The sequence below is a fragment of the Cupriavidus sp. HE11 genome (assembly GCF_056097175.1).
The window spans coordinates 675,249-692,351 of the sequence record NZ_CP184464.1; the positions used below are offsets into that span (position 1 = coordinate 675,249).

The 17,103-nt window shown below is 61.3% G+C and carries 22 protein-coding genes; all 22 read right to left on the bottom strand.

Annotated features, from left to right (window positions below):
• Positions 1 to 46: 46 nt before the first annotated feature.
• The 22 genes from ACOABP_RS03100 to ACOABP_RS03205 all read right to left on the bottom strand — a co-directional run bounded on the left by ACOABP_RS03100 (position 47) and on the right by ACOABP_RS03205 (position 17,092).
• Positions 47 to 499, bottom strand: a complete 453-nt coding sequence (locus tag ACOABP_RS03100) for a DUF2514 family protein (RefSeq protein ID WP_474226917.1) — start codon at positions 497 to 499, stop codon at positions 47 to 49.
• Positions 486 to 749: a hypothetical protein gene (locus ACOABP_RS03105; RefSeq protein WP_474226918.1), complete on the bottom strand. Its 264-nt coding sequence runs from the start codon at positions 747 to 749 to the stop codon at positions 486 to 488. The genes ACOABP_RS03100 and ACOABP_RS03105 overlap by 14 nt, the downstream gene beginning before the upstream one ends.
• Before the next feature lies 1 nt (position 750).
• A complete protein-coding gene (locus ACOABP_RS03110; RefSeq protein ID WP_474226919.1) occupies positions 751 to 1,053 on the bottom strand; it encodes a hypothetical protein in 303 nt (100 codons plus the stop codon).
• A 29-nt stretch (positions 1,054 to 1,082) separates the two neighbouring features.
• On the bottom strand, positions 1,083 to 1,616 hold the full coding sequence (locus ACOABP_RS03115; RefSeq protein ID WP_474226920.1) for a glycoside hydrolase family 19 protein: 534 nt from the start codon (positions 1,614 to 1,616) through the stop codon (positions 1,083 to 1,085).
• A 61-nt stretch (positions 1,617 to 1,677) separates the two neighbouring features.
• Positions 1,678 to 1,866 (bottom strand): hypothetical protein, encoded by a 189-nt coding sequence (locus ACOABP_RS03120; RefSeq protein WP_474226921.1) that lies wholly within the window; start codon positions 1,864 to 1,866, stop codon positions 1,678 to 1,680.
• A gap of 13 nt (positions 1,867 to 1,879) precedes the next feature.
• Positions 1,880 to 2,914, bottom strand: coding sequence for a hypothetical protein (locus tag ACOABP_RS03125; protein ID WP_474226922.1), 1,035 nt, complete (start codon positions 2,912 to 2,914; stop codon positions 1,880 to 1,882).
• A 59-nt stretch (positions 2,915 to 2,973) separates the two neighbouring features.
• Complete coding sequence (locus ACOABP_RS03130) at positions 2,974 to 6,612, bottom strand: TipJ family phage tail tip protein (RefSeq protein ID WP_474226923.1); 3,639 nt, start codon at positions 6,610 to 6,612, stop codon at positions 2,974 to 2,976.
• Positions 6,603 to 6,965, bottom strand: a complete 363-nt coding sequence (locus tag ACOABP_RS03135; protein WP_474226924.1) for a hypothetical protein — start codon at positions 6,963 to 6,965, stop codon at positions 6,603 to 6,605. Before ACOABP_RS03135 ends, ACOABP_RS03130 begins: the two co-directional genes overlap by 10 nt.
• A 20-nt stretch (positions 6,966 to 6,985) precedes the next feature.
• On the bottom strand, positions 6,986 to 7,462 hold the full coding sequence (locus ACOABP_RS03140) for a DUF1833 family protein (RefSeq protein WP_474226925.1): 477 nt from the start codon (positions 7,460 to 7,462) through the stop codon (positions 6,986 to 6,988).
• Positions 7,462 to 7,824: a hypothetical protein gene (locus tag ACOABP_RS03145; protein ID WP_474226182.1), complete on the bottom strand. Its 363-nt coding sequence runs from the start codon at positions 7,822 to 7,824 to the stop codon at positions 7,462 to 7,464. Before ACOABP_RS03145 ends, ACOABP_RS03140 begins: the two co-directional genes overlap by 1 nt.
• Positions 7,821 to 10,607 (bottom strand): phage tail tape measure protein, encoded by a 2,787-nt coding sequence (locus ACOABP_RS03150; RefSeq protein WP_474226926.1) that lies wholly within the window; start codon positions 10,605 to 10,607, stop codon positions 7,821 to 7,823. The genes ACOABP_RS03145 and ACOABP_RS03150 overlap by 4 nt, the downstream gene beginning before the upstream one ends.
• Complete coding sequence (locus tag ACOABP_RS03155; RefSeq protein WP_474226927.1) at positions 10,597 to 11,040, bottom strand: HK97-gp10 family putative phage morphogenesis protein; 444 nt, start codon at positions 11,038 to 11,040, stop codon at positions 10,597 to 10,599. Before ACOABP_RS03155 ends, ACOABP_RS03150 begins: the two co-directional genes overlap by 11 nt.
• A complete protein-coding gene (locus tag ACOABP_RS03160; RefSeq protein ID WP_474226928.1) occupies positions 11,040 to 11,288 on the bottom strand; it encodes a phage tail assembly protein T in 249 nt (82 codons plus the stop codon). The genes ACOABP_RS03155 and ACOABP_RS03160 overlap by 1 nt, the downstream gene beginning before the upstream one ends.
• A 44-nt stretch (positions 11,289 to 11,332) precedes the next feature.
• On the bottom strand, positions 11,333 to 11,737 hold the full coding sequence (locus tag ACOABP_RS03165; RefSeq protein WP_474226929.1) for a hypothetical protein: 405 nt from the start codon (positions 11,735 to 11,737) through the stop codon (positions 11,333 to 11,335).
• 3 nt (positions 11,738 to 11,740) lie between these two features.
• Positions 11,741 to 12,382 (bottom strand): phage tail protein, encoded by a 642-nt coding sequence (locus ACOABP_RS03170; RefSeq protein WP_474226930.1) that lies wholly within the window; start codon positions 12,380 to 12,382, stop codon positions 11,741 to 11,743.
• A gap of 54 nt (positions 12,383 to 12,436) precedes the next feature.
• Positions 12,437 to 12,787: a tail completion protein gp17 gene (gp17, locus tag ACOABP_RS03175; protein WP_474226931.1), complete on the bottom strand. Its 351-nt coding sequence runs from the start codon at positions 12,785 to 12,787 to the stop codon at positions 12,437 to 12,439.
• The gene (locus tag ACOABP_RS03180; protein WP_474226932.1) at positions 12,777 to 13,106 is read right to left on the bottom strand and encodes a phage head closure protein; all 330 of its coding nucleotides are present in this window, start codon (positions 13,104 to 13,106) and stop codon (positions 12,777 to 12,779) included. The genes gp17 and ACOABP_RS03180 overlap by 11 nt, the downstream gene beginning before the upstream one ends.
• Before the next feature lie 4 nt (positions 13,107 to 13,110).
• The gene (locus ACOABP_RS03185; protein ID WP_474226933.1) at positions 13,111 to 13,455 is read right to left on the bottom strand and encodes a head-tail connector protein; all 345 of its coding nucleotides are present in this window, start codon (positions 13,453 to 13,455) and stop codon (positions 13,111 to 13,113) included.
• 3 nt (positions 13,456 to 13,458) lie between these two features.
• Positions 13,459 to 13,743 (bottom strand): HeH/LEM domain-containing protein, encoded by a 285-nt coding sequence (locus ACOABP_RS03190; RefSeq protein WP_474226934.1) that lies wholly within the window; start codon positions 13,741 to 13,743, stop codon positions 13,459 to 13,461.
• A 68-nt stretch (positions 13,744 to 13,811) separates the two neighbouring features.
• Positions 13,812 to 15,044 (bottom strand): phage major capsid protein, encoded by a 1,233-nt coding sequence (locus ACOABP_RS03195; protein ID WP_474226935.1) that lies wholly within the window; start codon positions 15,042 to 15,044, stop codon positions 13,812 to 13,814.
• A 10-nt stretch (positions 15,045 to 15,054) separates the two neighbouring features.
• On the bottom strand, positions 15,055 to 15,891 hold the full coding sequence (locus tag ACOABP_RS03200; protein WP_474226936.1) for a head maturation protease, ClpP-related: 837 nt from the start codon (positions 15,889 to 15,891) through the stop codon (positions 15,055 to 15,057).
• Positions 15,869 to 17,092, bottom strand: coding sequence for a phage portal protein (locus tag ACOABP_RS03205; RefSeq protein WP_474226937.1), 1,224 nt, complete (start codon positions 17,090 to 17,092; stop codon positions 15,869 to 15,871). Before ACOABP_RS03205 ends, ACOABP_RS03200 begins: the two co-directional genes overlap by 23 nt.
• Between the last annotated feature and the right edge of the window lie 11 nt (positions 17,093 to 17,103).

The following is a 17,103-nucleotide window of genomic DNA, read 5'->3' on the forward strand; positions in this document are numbered from 1 at the left end:
TCTACACGTGGGTCAACATTCGATGCAAATTACCGGGTCAGGTGGGTCAGTTCTCAGTGCAAATCAACATTCCCGAAGTCTTGTCAGACCGTCCGAGCACGTCGACGAGCACATCGAGGGGGTCTCCACCTGGCTTGTCCTGGCCACCGCCGGCAGCGCTGGGATCCTTGGTGGCTCGGGCGGCTGCAAGTAGCTGGTCGACACGTTGCCGCAGCCGGTCAGCAGCATCGCCAGCAGCGCGGGCATCAACGCGTGCCGTGTCCGCATCCTGTTTCGCAACATTCGCGATCTCCGTTTGTGCCGCTGTGCGGCGTTGTTCTTCGGTGCGCGCACGGTCGACGGCCTTCACCTGGTCGACGGCAGCTGACAATGCCGCCTTCGTGCGCTCGGCAGCGTAGACCTCCTTGTCATGGCCGGATTGCTGCCACCGGCCGACGCCGTAGGCCAGGGCCAATCCAAGAATCACTGCCAACCAAACGCGCGGATCAAGAAGACTCATGGCATCTCCAGTGATGACGCAGCTCCAGCCTCCATACGCCCCAGAGCACTCCCAACGCCACGGCGGCATTCAGTGCCACCTCCGGATCACTGTGGCACGACCACGGCGACACCATGTTGCCGAAGGCTGCAAAGTTCACCAGCAACAGGATCAGCGCCCCGCCCGTCCGGTTCGGAACCTTCTGCGTGAGTACTGCCCAGATCGAACCGGCAAAGATGATGGCGTTCGCCATCAGGTTGATCGTCTGCATCTCAGCTCCCGATGAAGCGGCGACGGACCGCGTTCATCCACTCGGGGATCTGCTGCATCCCGTTGTTGACGATCGCCAACCCGAACACCGCTGAAGCGGCCACTGCAAGCATGTGGGTGTAGCTGCCTGGCACCAGGCCGAAGCGTTCCACTGCCGCGCCGCCAACCAGGCAACCGACACCCATACTCCCCAGAAAGGAGACGCCGCGCTGCCACCAGTTCCCCGGAATGAACTTCAATGCGATTGCCGCGCCCAGTGCCGCCGCACCGCCGACCTTCGCTACCACGATTGCTTCTTCATTCATTGATGACCCCGGTCACCGCTGCCGCGGCATTATTGAATTCCCATCGCGCTCTTCGCACGCGCCCACCGGTCCTGTCGGTCGGCGAGTCCGTTCGTGCCCCCGTTGATGCGCCGGGTCAGCGTTACAAAGTCGCCGGAATCGGCCAGCGCGTTCAAGTTGCGGCTGTACCAGAACCACGCCGCCGAGCGCGCCGCGAGCCCATCCGTCTCCAACATGGCTGGGGCCGCTTCCAGTTCTATGCCCAACGCCTGCGCGCATGCTCGGTAATTGGCACGGCCAGTGATCTGGATTAGGCCTCGGCCCATGAAACGCTTGCCGTCCCCCGGTTGGGTGTTGCCCAGGTCGCCACGGGTTTCGTACCGTAACTGCACCGACGTTGGCCCCCAGATCTCGCGCGTGCAAGTGAATCCGAGGGACTCGTGGCCCACCTGAGCGATCCATGCGGCCGCACGCGCGGGCAGCAAAATGCCCCGCTCGAACAGAGCTGGCTCGACGTGTGGCCACCAGCGCGCCGCGAGCGCCGACGACAGGCCGGCGGCGACCCGGAAGGTCTGCAGGTCCATGAATGCTCCAGAAATGAAAAAGCCCGCGTGAGGCGGGCTGTGGAATCCGATAAAGCGCTAACTAGTCGAGGGCGGTCTTTGTCGGGTCGTGTGCATCGACAACAGCGGTAACAGCACTGATCTGTCCTATCGTCATAGCGGGGTAGGTGAAATAGACATTCCCGTTGAAGTCCCATGAGAATGGCAAGCCCTGCAAGCCTGCGGCCTCGATTTCAGCGGGGAAAGTCGGTCCGATTGCTTTTTGTGTCATGGTGCACCTCTCGTTATTTGCGCGAAGGAATATTGACCGTCACCCCAGTACCGCTTGATGCACCGGCGGTGCCGTACCAAGTACCCGTAACGGCGCCAGATACGAATCCGAACATATTTGCCGTGTGCCGCCCCTCAGAAAGACCCGATACCGGTATCGAGACGGTGCCGCTGACCGGCTGGCCGGCGAGGGTTGGTGCGACTGAGGCCAATGGTCCCGTTACTACCGCACCATCCACGGCGATATTGCTTGCAACCGTGTAATTTGCCGTACTTACAGCCATGAGCGCCGTCAAGGAAAGCTGGGGAATTTCCTTTGCCCATAGCAAGAATGGCGTACTCAGGTTCGAATTGACGTTCGTGGGCGTCAAGGAGTTTGATCCTGAGTTCGACTGCAGATTCGTCACCGCTGAGTAGCCAGGGTCGTTGACCCATGACCGCACAGTCGGCTCAAATGTCGTTGCAGTCAATGCATAGACCATACCCACCAGCACGAGCGAGTTGTTTCCGCTCTGCACCTCGACACCCGTCGGGTCGGTCACGTGCCCCGTGGTCGAGGCTACCAGCGACGGGACTCCGGAATTCGGGTTCAGATAGATGTAGTGCAGCGTGCTGGCCGTCAGGCCTGACGCAGCCAAAGTCACTCCGCCGCTCGGCACGGTGACGATGCCATACCCCGGGCTATAAACCAGCCCTGAACGGACGCGCGAAAGCGTGAGCGTACTGGTGTTCGTATAGGAAAGCGCGCATTGCGGGCCCGAACCAGCAATCACTTGCGCAAGTTGCGCAGCATGCTGGGCCTGCGTCGCCGACTGTACCGACAGCGCAGACCACCCCGTGCCGGCCGCGTTGCGCTGTCGAATAACGGGCGGCGTGGCGGAGGTGTCCATCCACAGCGAGTATGGAAGCACGCCGCCAGGCAACCCGGCTGGATCGGTTGTCCCCGATGCCAGGCTCGCCAGATTCGCGAGCGCGGCATTGATGTCCAGCACGAGCTGCAGCCCGGACAGGGTTCCGGTAGTCGGGATGCTGATACTGTCTTGCGACATGGTTTCCCCAAAAAGAAAAAGGCCACCGAACGGTGGCCATGAGTGGACGATTGCGTGGGTCAGTAACCCTGTGCGGACCAGTTGATGTTTCGGGCAACTGCTGTCGCGCCATTCATGACTTGCACGTCGAAGCCGGTCAGCCCGATTCCCGTAATGACGACGCGGTCTCCAGCCTGCGCATTCAACAGCGTCACCTGGACGTGCGGCTGGCTCTCACCGTTCGGCCCAGCATTGAAAGGATCAGTGAAGCCAATATGGAGACCGCTCGTGCCGACAGCGATGTTCGTACCCGTGTCGATACGGTCCGGCATGTCCACAGTGAAACTGAACTGATCTATCTCCGGATGAATCTCGGGATCGCTCGACGTGAGCAACACACGCGCCGTGAAGTACTGCCCGCTGTAGACACCCGGCACGAAGTCTCGCCACGCTCCGAATACCCCATCGGCCTGCGCAATCGCGATCTGGGCTCTTGCTGTGACCGCTGCGCCCAGCGCCTCACCCAGCACGTCGAGGTTATCGAAGATGTTCGCCAACGTCAGAACGTTATCGGTCGAGCGCACACCATGGACCGACATCTTGAGGATCAACTGACATGGCGCCACTCGGCCAACGTTCACCTCGTGGCTTGCTGGCAGCGTATAGCTCCCTGACGATGCGATTCCGCCGTACTGGAGGACATTCACCACCGGCAGCACATCTATCTCCGCCAAGATGTTGCCCGAACCCGCCAAAACAAGACTTCCCTTGTTGACGGCGGCACCTCCGGTCAATGCCCCAGGCCAAGTCGGCGCTTCGTCCCGCGTCACCAGGACATTGCGCACTAGCGTGGCACCTTCGATGACGATGGATGATGCTGGAGAGTAAAGCGTCGAGCCGCTGGGGGTTACATACCTTGACGCTACCCAGTACGTGCCATCTCCAACTGCCACAACATCGGGAACTGGTGTTGTGGTCACCACCGCCGCGCTTTGCCAGGATGACCCAATGCGAACTTCATACCCTGGCGACCTGATGTCTACGACAGGACTCCAGGTGATGTGCGTGAGCTGATCCCGAAATACCGTCGTAACATTCTCGGGCTGCGGCAAAGGCGCGATCAAGCCCTGCACGACATAGCGATCGCCCTTTCCAACCGGTGGGCTACGCAGCTGCACGAGCGGAGTCGGGTTGACCATCACCGCCACGATGTCGTTCGTATAGGCCTCGATCTCCAGACTGTTATTCGTCGCACTGTACTTTTGCGGCGAACCACCATTGATCGTCAACGTCACGTCCGCCGAACTCTGCATTCCGGTGACCCAGGAAGCAGTTACGCGAGTCCGCCCGGTGATGCCGTCCAGCAGTTGCTCCCTGAAGCTGATCGACAAAACGTTGCCATCTAGATGGCTGTAGATCTTCGGCGGCATGTAGTCATACGCGCCCGAAGCTGCCGCATAGTAAAGCGGCTCTTCGTCGGTGGCGATGATCTGCACTTCGTCGCCACCAGCTTGGGGGATAACGGCGATGATCTTGACGAGCTTCCCGGGCGTCGCCCGTGGATCGAAGAAAAAAGCCCAGTCGTACGGCAGCATGTCCGGGTTCTCCGATGGCACCGGAAACGCCGCCGGGACCGGCGCCGTGAGCGTGAGCGTGGTCACTTCCCCGCTACCGCCCTGCACTCCAAACACCTGATACGTTCCATCCGGGAATCGGATCCCGACATAGCCTGGCGTCGCGTTCAGCGGAACTGCCCGATCAAGCTGCAGCGTAGTGCGATCGCCACCCACTAGGCGCCCTGCGTAACTCCATGCCGTCATGTCGTGCGACAGCACCACCACGTCGCCCCGCTGCGCGACGAAACCCTCAAGATCAGATACCCAGGTGACCTTGCGACGCCGGTAATACTGTGCCGCGGCCATCAGATTGGCCTTCCGGCCGGCCAACGCCGCGCTGGTGCAACCAGTGAAATCCAGCGTCACAGGGTTGGACGGCGCTGTCACGTTCGGCGCCTTCGCCCGCACCTGGTCCGTCGCCCAGTCCTTGTCCGGATTGGTGAAACTGACGACGATCTCGTCGGCCAGCTTCTGGGTGTTGTACTCGACCTGGAAGCTGTCTCGTTTGATATTGAATGGACCGAACTGCATCACCGGCTGCTGGCCCGGTGCGTCCCATACCACCCCCAACTTGCCAGTCATCCACGTGGCAGAGCCATCACCGCAAAGCGCGATCTGGTCGAGCATCGTGGCAATACTAGTGGCGGCGCCTTGGACGAAGTTGCACGTCAATCCCTTCGCATCGCAATAAGCACCAAACTCCTTGATGCCCTCGATGTCGATACGGCTATCCGGCAGCCCCGCGCCATACACGCGCTTGCCGTTGATGAACTTTCCGCGCGCCCACCACAGGAACCACCATGCAGGGTTGCTCGTCGCCTGAGTGACCCAGCCCACGCCGGTCCACACTGGGCATACGGCCTGCGCCTTCGCCGACAGCGTGTCCACTGTGCCATTCAGCTGCGCCGAAGCGCGGATCTTCAGGCCGACGCGTACCTGTCCGGTGTAGTCAGCGGTATCCGCCTGGAAACTGCGCATTTGCGACCAGCTGACTGAATTTGACTCTTGCGTGGTCGCAACATCTGGCGTGAGCTTCCGCACTCGCACATCGTATTGGCCTTTCGGCACATCGATCTGGAATGTGAATCGGTCCGGCGTCTGAGACGCGCCAGTAATCGTGTACGAACCATTGGCGAACGGCACCCAAGCGCCCGATCCAGTCGGAGCGTATTGCATCTCGAAAGTCGCGGAGCGCGGATCCATCCCCCCCTTGTCGTTGACGAAGTACAGCGTCGTCACAATATCGAGTGCGATCGCCACGGTATCAACCGAGGTCGACCGTTGGGCCCAACTGGCGACCGAACTCAACTCCTGGACTCCCAAGCTGTCCACGTTCCCGTGAATCATAGATAGCTTGCCATCGGGCCCACTTGTCTGAATGCTGACGCCAGCATAGCTACTGAGCGGCGTGTCGCCGATCTTGAAGTCGCTCAGCGTCACGTCAGACAAACCGAAGTTGAACGCCTGGTACAAGTACTGGTCATTCCCCTCGAAGACCGCGTAGGGAGTACTGGCCATATCCGGAACGACCTTGTTGTAGCCCACGCAAAGCAGAAGCGGCTCGTACAACCGAGCGGAATTACGGCCACCGTTGAGCGCGTAGGTCGGCGTCTGGCTATTGGACTGGTACGCCGACGACGATAGCGTAGCTTTCGGCGGTGGCAACAGTGCATTGACTATCAGCGAGCCGCCGATCATCGCGGCCGCCGAAACTAATGCCGTACCAGTGGCAGTAGTAGTACTGAGAGTGGCCGCCAACTGCACGCCATACAGCTGCCCAGTGTAGATCGATGCCACGACCACGGCGATCATCGCTACGGTACGCAGCACCTTGCCGGCGCCCCCACCGCCCTCGACCGCTGCACGGATGACCAAACGGTCGCCCTGACGCGGCATCAGCAGTCCCCAGTTTTCCGACGGTACCGGAATGTCGTTGCACCACAGAGAAACCGCGCCATGGGGCAACTCGGCGCCTTGTCGCTTCAGATATTCACCAACGGTCTCCCCCTCGAGGAAACCGGCTACGTGGACGCGGCGCCCCTCCGATGTCATCGGGTGCGGAAGGTGCACCAGCGACGGCGCGCGATGTTCGATCACTTCCATTTGTAGAACCCGTCAAGAATAAGGCCGGTGCCGGGTAGTTCCCGGATGCGGTGGCGAACTACCTGCCGGGCCTCGCGCGAGTTATGCAGCACCCACGCCACCCCGTTGATTTCGTAATAGACGCCGACATGTGCGAGCCGGCCGCGCGCAATCATCACAACTGCGTCACCATCGGCCGGCTTGGCAGTCCGCTCGCCAATCTCGTCGCAGCACTGTGTCACCAGCGCGGAATCGGCAAATGGGCCCGCGCCGCGGGCGGACGGGATGGCGACATGACGTCCGAATACTTCCGCCAGCACCAGGCGAGCCAGATCCCCGCAGTCGAACTGCCCCACCACATAGGGGCGGAACATGTAGGCATCACTCCAATGCATCAGAACAGCCCCGGTGCGGTGTCCGGGCGGTATTGGACCGCCACGGCCTGCTGGTTAAGCATGTCGAGATAGCTCAGCGCGGCTGACACCTTTTGCGGTGTCGCGCTGATGCCCGTCATATCCAGCGTCATGCTCCACTCGACCAAGTTCGGATTACTGCGCAGGATCTCCGATAGCGTGGCTGTGGCGCCAAGGCCCCCTTGGCTAACCTCCAGCCACTGGACCAGGTCGCGCCCCACGTTATCCACTTCGAGCCGCCCCTGGGGCAACTGCCCCTGCTGGTCGTCCGGCACAGTGCAAGTGAATGCCAGCGCCTGGTAAAGATTCCCATTGCTTGTGACGTCCTGCGTGTCGTTGACAACCCTGATCGGTGCCCCGAGCGCTGGGTGATCAATCTGCAGCAACAGTAGTGGCGACTCCGGCGCGGACAGGGCATTGATCGTCTCCCTGTATTGCGGTGAGTAGATGCGCGCCATTAGCCGTATGTCTCCAGCGTAAACTTGATGATCCAGCTCTGCCGGGAATCAGCGGTTGCATACTCGACCTTTCCGCCGACGATGCGCGCCAGCTTCGTGGTCGCACTGAGGGGGTCCGGCCAGTTGAACCACAGGGACCCGCCAGACAAGTCGTCCCGAACCCAGCTTTCGAAGCTGTTGCGAAACGATAGGCTTCCCACGATGAACTGCACCGTCCGCTGGATGATCGCTCGGGAGTTTCGAGGGCGCTGCTTGTCCGGACCGGAATCCATTTGCGTCACCAACATGCCGAAGTCCGGGCTCTGCTGGAACCCGGACACCATCGGCGCCGGCATATAGCTTGGGAACGTCGGTGTCGTCATGATCGAGGCAAGTTTTGAATGGCAGAGCGAACCGGCCCGCCCTTCTGCAGGTCGTCCAGCACAATCTTCAGCACCATGCCCTGGGCATCAAACTGCGGCGTGGCGCTCTTCACTTGAGACTGCTGTGAACCCTGATTCACGATCTCAACCCTGACGTTCCCGCCGCCCGCCCCTACCGCGCTCATGGCACTGTTGGAAACGACCGATCCGGACGACGACGGCACGAACAATTCAGGACCCCGCTCGCCAACCAGGTAAGTGCCGCCAGCACCAACGGGACCACCAGCAGCCCGCGCACCATCGATTGAGACACCAACCGGGCTGCTCATGTCGACGGGCGTTCCGGCCATGTCCGTGCTGCCCTGTGCGCCGCCGAACAACGCGCCGCCGGCAATATTCCCAATCATCCCGGCCAACTGCCCGAAGATCCCGGACAGTGCGGCTCGCGTTTGGATCCTCACCAGATCGGCGATCACAGATTGTGCGAAGTCGCCGAAGTTCAACTTCCCGGTCGTCACGAAGCTGGTGATTCCATCTTCCATGCGTTTGAATGCGTTCGTAGCAGAACTGCTGGCCTGCGCCATCACGTTTCGCGTCGAATCTGCATAGTTGGCCAGCGCCTCAGCTGCGCCGTTCACCCAGTTCGACTGCTTATCCCGGAGCGCCGAGTAATAGTCGTCGTAGGCTTGCAGCGACTGATTCAGGCCGTCCCGAATGTCTTCCTGCGCCTTTCGGTAAGCGTCCGACTTCCTGGCCACCGCTGGCGTGGCCTTCTCCAGTTGAAGCTGAAGGCTTTCGTACTGCGTGTAGATCGACTTGACAGCTTCCGCCTGGCGTTGCGCCTCAGTCCCCCGCCCAAGCGCCTCAAGTTGCCGTTGGTACTGCTCACCCTGTGACTTCTGGTAGGTTCCGATCTGGGCATTGACGGCCGCCGAGCGTTCCTCCAGCTTGGAGATGTCCTCCTTCAGCTTCAGCGCCCGCTCATTCTCGACGTTGATCGCCAACTGCTGCTTGATTGCATCCTGGCTCGCCAGCAGGCTCTTCTGCTCGGCGGTCAGGATCGTTTTTCCCTTCAGGTCGGCGATCTTCTGCTGGAACTCTGCTTGCTGCTTTTCAGCCGCCGTCAACTTCTGCGACGAGTCCAACGCTGCTCGCGTGGCGGCGTCTTGGTCCCGCAACTGCTGCAGAAACTTGGTTGCAGCGTCGTCTTGATAGGCCTTCGGCTTGGCCGTCTTAGGGTCCTTGTACTTTTCCTCGATCGCTGCAGCGCGCTTGTTGTACTCGTCCGCAGCCATACCGACCGTCGCCGCGTCTACCTTCAGCTGGTCGATTTCCTCCTTGCGCATTTGAGCACGCGAGCGAGTGGCCTTCGCCTGTGCATCCAGCCGTGCCTTGGCCGCGATGATGGCGTCCTGCTGGCGCTGCTGCTCCCCGCTGGCCACGTCCTGGCCGTTCGAGGCTTCCAGCGTCTTCGCTTGCGCCTGCAATTGCTCCAGGTTCTGACGAAGCCGCGTGAGCGCCGCCCGGTTGAAGTTGCTGCCGCCAGGCTGGGAAGTCGGCGACGTTTCCAGCTTCGCGATCTCTTGCTGGGTGCGAGTGATCGCGCCGCGAATGTCGTCCAGCGTTGCCGCTCGGCCGATGCCCAGCATTGCGTCCCACGCGCTCTTCGCCGCGCCGGTGACCGAGTTCCAGGCTCGCTCCATGAAGCCAAGGTTCGAGATCACCTTGTCCGCGCGCGCCTTCATCTGCTCCGCATACGTCTGCTGGGCAAGCGCAGCGGCCTGATCCTTCTTGCCCTGCTCCTCCAAAGCAACGATCTGGTCGTAGACCGCTGCTGTCAGGTAGTGATACTGCTCGTTCAGCTTGACTGACGCCTTCACCGGCTCGTCCGCCAACGACACGAATTGCTCAATCGTCTTGCTGACCGCCGTCCCGGTCGCCTTCTCCATCGACTCGGCCGCCAACCCGATGGCGACCATCTGGTCACCGGCAATCTTGCCCGTCGACGCGATTTGCGCCAGGACCTCAGCAGCCTTTCCCTGGGTGCCAATACTCTTGCTCACGGCGGCCGCCATTGTCGACATCTGGTCCGCCGACACGCCGGCATAGTAGCCGGTGGTGATCAAGGACTGATTGAACGCCTTCGACTCGCTCTCCCCCCGCGAAAACGCATAGGCAAGCGCAGCCGCAGCGACTGCCGAAAGCGAAAGCGGGTTGATGAGACCAGCAACATAGGTGCCGACGGCACGCACCGCTGGCCCAATCCCGCCGAACATGTCCTTAAGCTGGCCGCCCTGCTGCGTCAGGATGAGCATTGGGCTCTGGCCGCCGGCCAGCTGCGTGACGATGTCGGTCATCTGGGCCGGCACCATACGCATCGCCGCGGCCGTCTGCCGCGCGGAGATTCCAACATTCTCCAGGGATTCCTGCACCTTCTTGCCACCGCTTGCGTTGCGCTCGACTTCCTTCAGCTTGCTGATGTAGTCGGAAATCGAATCCGTGACGCCCAGCCGTGCCGCCTTCTCTTCCAGGAGCTGAGTACGGGTCTTGCCGGCCGATTCGGCCATCCGCGCCGCCTGGTCGACGAGCGACTTGATGGCTCGCGCGCTGGCGTCAGAACCGTTCCGAGCCGCCTCAGCAACCGCATCCTGCGCCGCCTTGGTCCGGCGCGCGGCCTCCTCCTGTTTGGCGATAAAAGCATCAGCGCTGCTGCGCGCCTTATCCAGTTCCGCCCTGTACCCGGTGGCGTCTGCAGTGACGCGAACTACGGTTTCATTTGACACTGGATAGCTCCGTTGCCTTCCGCTGAATCACTTCACCGACAGCAGCTGCGGCGGCTTTACGCTTTGTTTCGAACCCCGGCCGCAGGAACGGCTGGGCCGCCATCGTCGACGTTCCATACTCCACGAAGTACCCATAGAAGGCTTCCTTTGACCACGTCACCAGATATGACGCCAGCCGTCCAGGAATGGACTGCTCGTCGTCATAGGCGACGATGATGTGATCGCGCAGGAAGCCCGGAGGGTTCTTCCGCTTGCGGCCTTCGTAGACGATCTCCGAAACCGGTGCGCGCAGCTTCACTTCCGCGTGAATTACGCGCGCCCCGGCCACGGCAGCCTGGCGAAGGACCGATTCGCTGGCGATTTCGTCCAACACGTCCAGCGGACCCTTTAGAGCCTCCGCGTTCTCGACCGTGACTGCTCTCGGCTTAGCCATCACTGCCTCTTCGGAGCGAACATCATCTGTTCGATGAGGTTGGACTGTGCTTCCGGATCCGCCAGGAACACTGGCTCCGTTGAGCGCTCCTCGCGACACTGGTCGTTCCACGGCGCGAAATCAAGGTAGCCAAACGCTTCAGGGTGTTTATCTCTATCGCGGTGGATATTTGCGACTACCGCCGCCACAGACCCGGCGCGGAGATCGTCATAGTGGCTTCCCCACGGTTCCATCTCGTAGTAGGCCATCCACTCCACGAACTCCGCGCTCGAGATCTCGGCTTGCGCCTGTTCTACGGATTTTCCGAGGGCGAGGGCGAGCCGGAACCAGAATCGCCGCTCGGGGCGGCGTCGGAGTTTTTTTCCGAGTCCTTGATAGCTTCGGCCCCAAGTCCATTCAGCAACAGCGAAGCGGACACAACGCGGTTGGTGGCAGTCTGACTTTTCGCCCGCAGTGGCTCAATGTCGGCCTGCTCGAAGATCGGCTTTCCGCTTTCATCAACGACTGTCGCGCACAAGATCCGAGCGCAGAACAGGCTGTAGGGCTCGTCCTTGCCATCCCCATGGGCCAGAAAATCGTCACGAGCCTTCCCGGACATCACCGCAACGCGCACAGTGCCGCCCCACTCAGGGACCGGAACGTCTTTCGTCATCAGGTCCACTGCGGCCAGAATTGCTGCTTTCGAGAGAATCGTCATGTCTTATGCGTCCGTCACGTCACCGGTGATCCGGATGGTTACTCCAGTGGCTTTCAGGATCGCGTCCACACCACCTTCCAGGGGCGTGTTTTTCACGTACCCGTCCCAGGTCTTCGTCTTGAGGTTCGGCAGCGTGAGCCGGAACGACTTCTTAGCGCTGGCGCGCTTGGCGGCGTCCAAAGCCAATTGGCCGGCGTCGTTGAAGTCCTTGTTGACGTCGAAGCTGAAGTTGCCCCAGTCCTGCAGACCGAGAATGAATTCCTTCGCCGTGGAGTCCATGTCGGTCGCGTCGAGCTCACCGGACTGGCCATCGAAGCCCTTGAATGACACCAGGTTCTCGATCTTCGTCCAGCCCAACGGGGTAGCCGTGCCAGCCGCCGTGACCGTCTTGCCAGTGGTGTCGATGTCCACGGCGATGGTGTTGGGCGTCCGGTTCTTCGCCACAACCGTCTGCCCGTTCAGCAGCGCGGCGTCCGCGCCCGTCAGACCCGCGAGCGTTACGACGTCGCCGTTCACCATGCCATGCGCGGCCATGGTAAGAATCGTCGGGAAGCCCAGCGCGATGCCGGTGATTGTCTTAGCCGCGCCGGCGGTGCTGGAGATTTCGAGTTTCGATCCCTGCGCGGAGATTGCGGTAGATGGCATTTTGACCTCTCAGAAATGAAAAAGCCCGCGCAGAGCGGGCGGGTGAAACGTGCATCAGGGCCGGTACCAGATACTGAAATCGAGCCTGCTGCCGTACAGATTCGTATCCTTTTCGTGCACGCTGGCCGGCGCGCCGATTGGGATGGCACCGACGGCAACCAGGCCGTCAAAAACCGCGTCCATTGTGGCCGTTGTGGCCGCCCTCGTTGCAGACCACACCTTCATCATCATTCTCTGATTCCGAAGGTCCGTCGGTCCGCTCAAGTCGTTGTTGTCTTGGCCGCCGACAGCCTGGTAGGTGACATAGGGCCGCGGTGCGTTATTCGGGGCCACATCCGGATAGACCTTAACCCCGATATTCTTCAGAGCTGCCTCCACCACCGCTTCCGCCGAGTTAGCTGCCATCAGATGCTCCTGTCTCGCAGACCAGGTCCACATACTGTCGCCGCGCGCGGTCCGGCATCACTGCAGTGATCGCGTAGACGGCCTCATCGCATAACACGCGCATTCCCGCATCGAGACCTAACCGGTACCGGATACGGATGCTCGCCTGCACGATGGAGGTCGGCGAATCGGCGCGAATCACTTCGACGCCATTCTTGTGGACTATGTCGGCCCACACTTTCGCTACATCCGTCCAGACGGGAATGGGTTGCCCGATAGCGTCGTCGGACGCGTCCGGCCGCTGAATCGTTACCAGCCTGTTGAGTCTTCCGGCACGCACGATGTCACACCCCCGGCACGATTCGATGCGGCCTCAAGAACGCCTTGGCAGACATCGGCAGTTCCACAACCGTGGCGCCAACCACTGAGTCTTCCCGGTTGGTATACACCTCTGCCGTTGTCTTCAGGATCGCTACCTTTATGGCCGAGTTGACTACCATAGGAGAGTCCCCGGCCGTACCCGCTGCCACAGCCGCATCCATAGATTCCTGGTCCCGGAATACTTGGCGATTGAGGTAGTCGACAGCGGATTGCTCCGCCCCATCCAGGTAAATCTGGATCAGTTCGTCCTCTTCTCCGGGGTTCGCCCTGCAGTGCCCGATCGCCAGATCAAGGGTTACCAGGGCCATGGCTCACTCCGCTGCGGCGCCGTTCGTGTCGCTTCCGGACTGGTCCAGCAGCGCTGCCAGTTCCGCCTTGCTCGCGTTGCTTTTGTACGCAATGCCCTTCTCGTCTAGCGCCGCACGGATTTGCGCGGCGGTCATGCCAGGCTGGCCACCGCCATCTTCGTCGCCCAACGCACCTACAGACTGCGCCCCGGCAATCAGCTCTGGCGGGCATTCATCACCCGGCTCGAACTCACGGGGATAGATCTCGCCGTCGAGAACACCCAGAAATGCTTTGATCAGTTGCGGCATTTCAGCCTCCTATGAATGAAACGACGGGGCGCCGTGCTGGCCGCCCCTCCTTGTGGCCGCCCTAGCGATTAGGCCGAAACCTTCAGGGCGCGCATCGGCTCGGGGTTATGCACTCCGCCACCCACCCGCTTCGTGGTGTAGAACAGCACGTACGGCTTGGCGGTGAACGGGTCACGCAGCACACGAACGCCGACGCGGTCGTACACCGTGTACGTGCGCTTGAAGTCGCCGAACAGAATCGGCGTCGAGTTCGCAGCAACGTCAGGCATATCCGGCACTTCCGTGACCGGGAAGCCAGCCACAGTGGCCGGCTGACCCGCCACATAGGACGGCTGCCACAGGTAGTTACCTTGGCCATCCTTCAGTTTTCGGACCGCGCCTTGCGTCTTGCGGTTCATGGAGAAGCGAGCGTTGCCGGTGAACGCCGACGGCAGGTCGTAGATCAGGTCGATGATGCCGTCAGCGGCCAGAGCCGCTGCGGCCCCGCTGTTCACCACCTTGATCGCGCCGAACGGGTGCTTGGCGGCGTTTGCTGCGCCCGTAACGTAAGTCAGGATGCCGAACGGCTTGTTCGAGCCGTTGCCCGAGAAGAAGGCAGCACCCTCTTGCTTCGAGAACTCGGTTTCGACTTCACCAGCAAGCCACGATTCGAGATCGATGGCCGAATCGTCGAGGATCTGCTGCGTCGCTGCAGGGTTGGCGTAGATTTCGCCCCAGCCAAAGCCGAGCGGTGCGAACGTCCCGGTACCGGTCTGCGGGCGCGGATCCGCTTCACCGACCCAGCCCGAGGCCGTCCCGCCCAGGTTGAAGAGCTTCGTCAAGCCGGCGCCAGACACAGGCGTCACCGTTGCAAGCTGGCGCATCTGCGATACGAGCACCAACTTGTCGGTAATGGTACGGTCCCACTCAACAGGCGCCGTGTATCCGCCTTCGGCGTCTGCGCCCTTATTCAGGGCCGCCTGAACATCGCCCTTCTTGAAGTGAGCCCGGAAGGCGTCTGAGTACTCCGCATCGGCCAGCTGCTTCCCGCCCGCACCCATCTGCGCGGCCGCCATCTTTACCGTTGCATCGTCAACCGACTTCTGCAGTTCGGCCACGTGCGAATCGATCTTCTCGACCTTCGCCGTGATGTCCGAAGTAGGCAGACCAGCCTTGATGGCGTCGAGCTGCTTGGTGTGCTCTGCCTTGAAGGCCTCGAACGCCTTGTTGACGCTATCCACGAGCGCCTTGATCTCAGGCGTCACGGAACCTTCGGCACGAACAGCCATGATGCCGCGCGGCACTTGCATTACTTTGCTCATTTCGATTTCCTTAAAAGTTCAGGAGGTTTTTTGCGACCCAATCGATGTCGCTGGCGCCAGCGCGCGGCGTGGCAGGATCTCCGGCAGCGCCCGGCTTGCCAGAGAAAAGGGCTTTAAATGCATCCCGACGTGCCGACCGCGAATAGCCAGCCTTTGCCATGGATGCCTCGATCATTGCCATGGCTCGACGCTCACCTGACGCGTTCGTGCTACGAGATATTTCCGCACTGTCGACAAGGCCAGTCGCGAATCCGAGCTCGACGGCTTCATCCGCGCCAATCCAGCTCTCCTTGTCCATCATGGTCGCGGCTTCGGCCTGGGTAATACCGGCACGCTGCGAGTACACCTTCGCCATCGCAGCGTCGAACGGCTCCAGAATGGAGGCCGTTGCCGCCATGTCATGACGATTACCGATGGCCACAGCCCACGCGTTGTGGATCATGAGGAAGGCACCCTCCCCCATCAGGATCTCGTCACCCGACATGGCAATGACCGACGCCGCGGACGCAGCAACGCCCATCACGCGTACGCTGACCTTGGCTTTGTGCTCTCGCAGGAGGTTATAGATCGCCACCCCCTCGAAGAAGTCACCACCAGGCGAGTTCACATTGACGGTGACGTCGCGCGCGCCGATGTTTCGCAGCGCTGCGCTGATCCGCTTCGCGGTAATGCCGGTGCCTTCCCAGTTCTCGCCGATCGAGTCGTAGATGGAAATGGAGGCCTCTTCGTCGCTCTTCGCGGCGCGCACGTCGGGCTGCCAACGCTCGACTGCATCCGGACGCAGATCGAATTGCGCACCAGTCAGGCGATGGTCGGCCCGGATCTCAGGCAGTTGCAGCAGGCTCATTGCTTGTCCTTGACTGGGTCATCGGGTTGCGAAGCTGGTTGGTTTGGGGATCGTTGGATTCAGGAAGATCGGAGTAGTCCCGAACTTCGTTCTGGGTCATCCATGGCGCCTGTCCGCCAGCGCCGAGCGCCTTTGCGAAGAAATCAGCCTGATCTTTCAGGGTGCCGCGTAGGAGCGCTCCTTCGTTGAACTTGAACTGCATGCCGTCCAACTCGCGCTCCGACAGCAAGGCGCGCCCGCACGCCTCCTCCCACGCCGTGAACCAGTCCGCCAGCGTGTACTGAACGAAGAAGATGCCAAGCTGGGCAATGCCGCTTCCCCAACTCGTGTCGTCCATCATCAGGAGCGGGCGTGGAACGCCATACATCCGAGCGACCTCCTCGATCTGGTGGTCGCGGTTCTCGATTTGCTGGGATTCGGAGGCGGTGCTAGACCACTTGTTGGCCTTGGCACCCTCCTCCAGGAGCATCCACTTCCCGGCGTTTTCTGAGCCGGAGTAGTTCTCATCCATGGACTGCTTCATGCGCTGGTAGGCGTTTTCGGACAGTTCCTTTGGAACCTCCACCGCGCCACCAGCCATCACGCCGGTCTGAAACGTCCTTGACGCTGCGCGCTCGGCCTCGCTTGCCAGATCAAGCGCCTCACGCGCCAGCCGCATGCGAGACAGGCCGTCCACCCCATCCAGCGACAGGTCGCGGATATGGAAAATCTCACGCGCGGGGAGCTCGACGACACCTCCGTCTGCCCGCGTGTAGTCGTAGACCATCGTCCAGTCGCTGGTCAGCTTTGGCTTCACGGAGCCACGCGGCAGCGGAATCATTCGAATTGGCCGAGAGCCTGACCAGATGATTCTTGCGAACGCCTGGCCGTCCACCAGCGTATGCAGCTGGAGCAGGCTCTTGAATTCCTTCGGCGTCTGCCAGTCGTTCGGCTTGATCTTCAGCAACCGGTAGGCCGGGTGGTCTTTTGCCACCAGGCGCTCTGGCCCGTTGTATTGCAAGTTAAGCGGCAACCTCCCGATTGCGCCAGAGATCAGCGTTACGCTGCGCAGGACCGCCATATTTCGCAGGCGCTTCGCACGAAGATCGCCCAGGCCATTCTGACCATGACGGATGTACTCGAGCAGTGCTGGATCGTCGAGACCGTTGAACGTCATTCCCGCAGCCAACTCGGCGCGAATGCCAGAACCGACCGCGGACATCGTCGGCTCCG

Coding starts and splice junctions, on each gene's coding strand:
- ACOABP_RS03105 (WP_474226918.1), bottom strand. CDS start 749: ATGCAGACGATCAACCTGATGGCGAACGCCATCATCTTTGCCGGTTCG.
- ACOABP_RS03135 (WP_474226924.1), bottom strand. CDS start 6,965: ATGTTCCGCCCCTATGTGGTGGGGCAGTTCGACTGCGGGGATCTGGCT.
- ACOABP_RS03185 (WP_474226933.1), bottom strand. CDS start 13,455: ATGGCCCTGGTAACCCTTGATCTGGCGATCGGGCACTGCAGGGCGAAC.
- ACOABP_RS03120 (WP_474226921.1), bottom strand. CDS start 1,866: ATGACACAAAAAGCAATCGGACCGACTTTCCCCGCTGAAATCGAGGCC.
- ACOABP_RS03115 (WP_474226920.1), bottom strand. CDS start 1,616: ATGGACCTGCAGACCTTCCGGGTCGCCGCCGGCCTGTCGTCGGCGCTC.
- ACOABP_RS03200 (WP_474226936.1), bottom strand. CDS start 15,891: ATGAGCCTGCTGCAACTGCCTGAGATCCGGGCCGACCATCGCCTGACT.
- ACOABP_RS03165 (WP_474226929.1), bottom strand. CDS start 11,737: ATGACGATTCTCTCGAAAGCAGCAATTCTGGCCGCAGTGGACCTGATG.
- ACOABP_RS03155 (WP_474226927.1), bottom strand. CDS start 11,040: ATGGCTAAGCCGAGAGCAGTCACGGTCGAGAACGCGGAGGCTCTAAAG.
- ACOABP_RS03140 (WP_474226925.1), bottom strand. CDS start 7,462: ATGGCGCGCATCTACTCACCGCAATACAGGGAGACGATCAATGCCCTG.
- ACOABP_RS03100 (WP_474226917.1), bottom strand. CDS start 499: ATGAGTCTTCTTGATCCGCGCGTTTGGTTGGCAGTGATTCTTGGATTG.
- gp17 (WP_474226931.1), bottom strand. CDS start 12,787: ATGGCAGCTAACTCGGCGGAAGCGGTGGTGGAGGCAGCTCTGAAGAAT.
- ACOABP_RS03130 (WP_474226923.1), bottom strand. CDS start 6,612: ATGGAAGTGATCGAACATCGCGCGCCGTCGCTGGTGCACCTTCCGCAC.
- ACOABP_RS03170 (WP_474226930.1), bottom strand. CDS start 12,382: ATGCCATCTACCGCAATCTCCGCGCAGGGATCGAAACTCGAAATCTCC.
- ACOABP_RS03145 (WP_474226182.1), bottom strand. CDS start 7,824: ATGACGACACCGACGTTCCCAAGCTATATGCCGGCGCCGATGGTGTCC.
- ACOABP_RS03205 (WP_474226937.1), bottom strand. CDS start 17,092: ATGTCCGCGGTCGGTTCTGGCATTCGCGCCGAGTTGGCTGCGGGAATG.
- ACOABP_RS03195 (WP_474226935.1), bottom strand. CDS start 15,044: ATGAGCAAAGTAATGCAAGTGCCGCGCGGCATCATGGCTGTTCGTGCC.
- ACOABP_RS03190 (WP_474226934.1), bottom strand. CDS start 13,743: ATGCCGCAACTGATCAAAGCATTTCTGGGTGTTCTCGACGGCGAGATC.
- ACOABP_RS03160 (WP_474226928.1), bottom strand. CDS start 11,288: ATGGCCTACTACGAGATGGAACCGTGGGGAAGCCACTATGACGATCTC.
- ACOABP_RS03125 (WP_474226922.1), bottom strand. CDS start 2,914: ATGTCGCAAGACAGTATCAGCATCCCGACTACCGGAACCCTGTCCGGG.
- ACOABP_RS03110 (WP_474226919.1), bottom strand. CDS start 1,053: ATGAATGAAGAAGCAATCGTGGTAGCGAAGGTCGGCGGTGCGGCGGCA.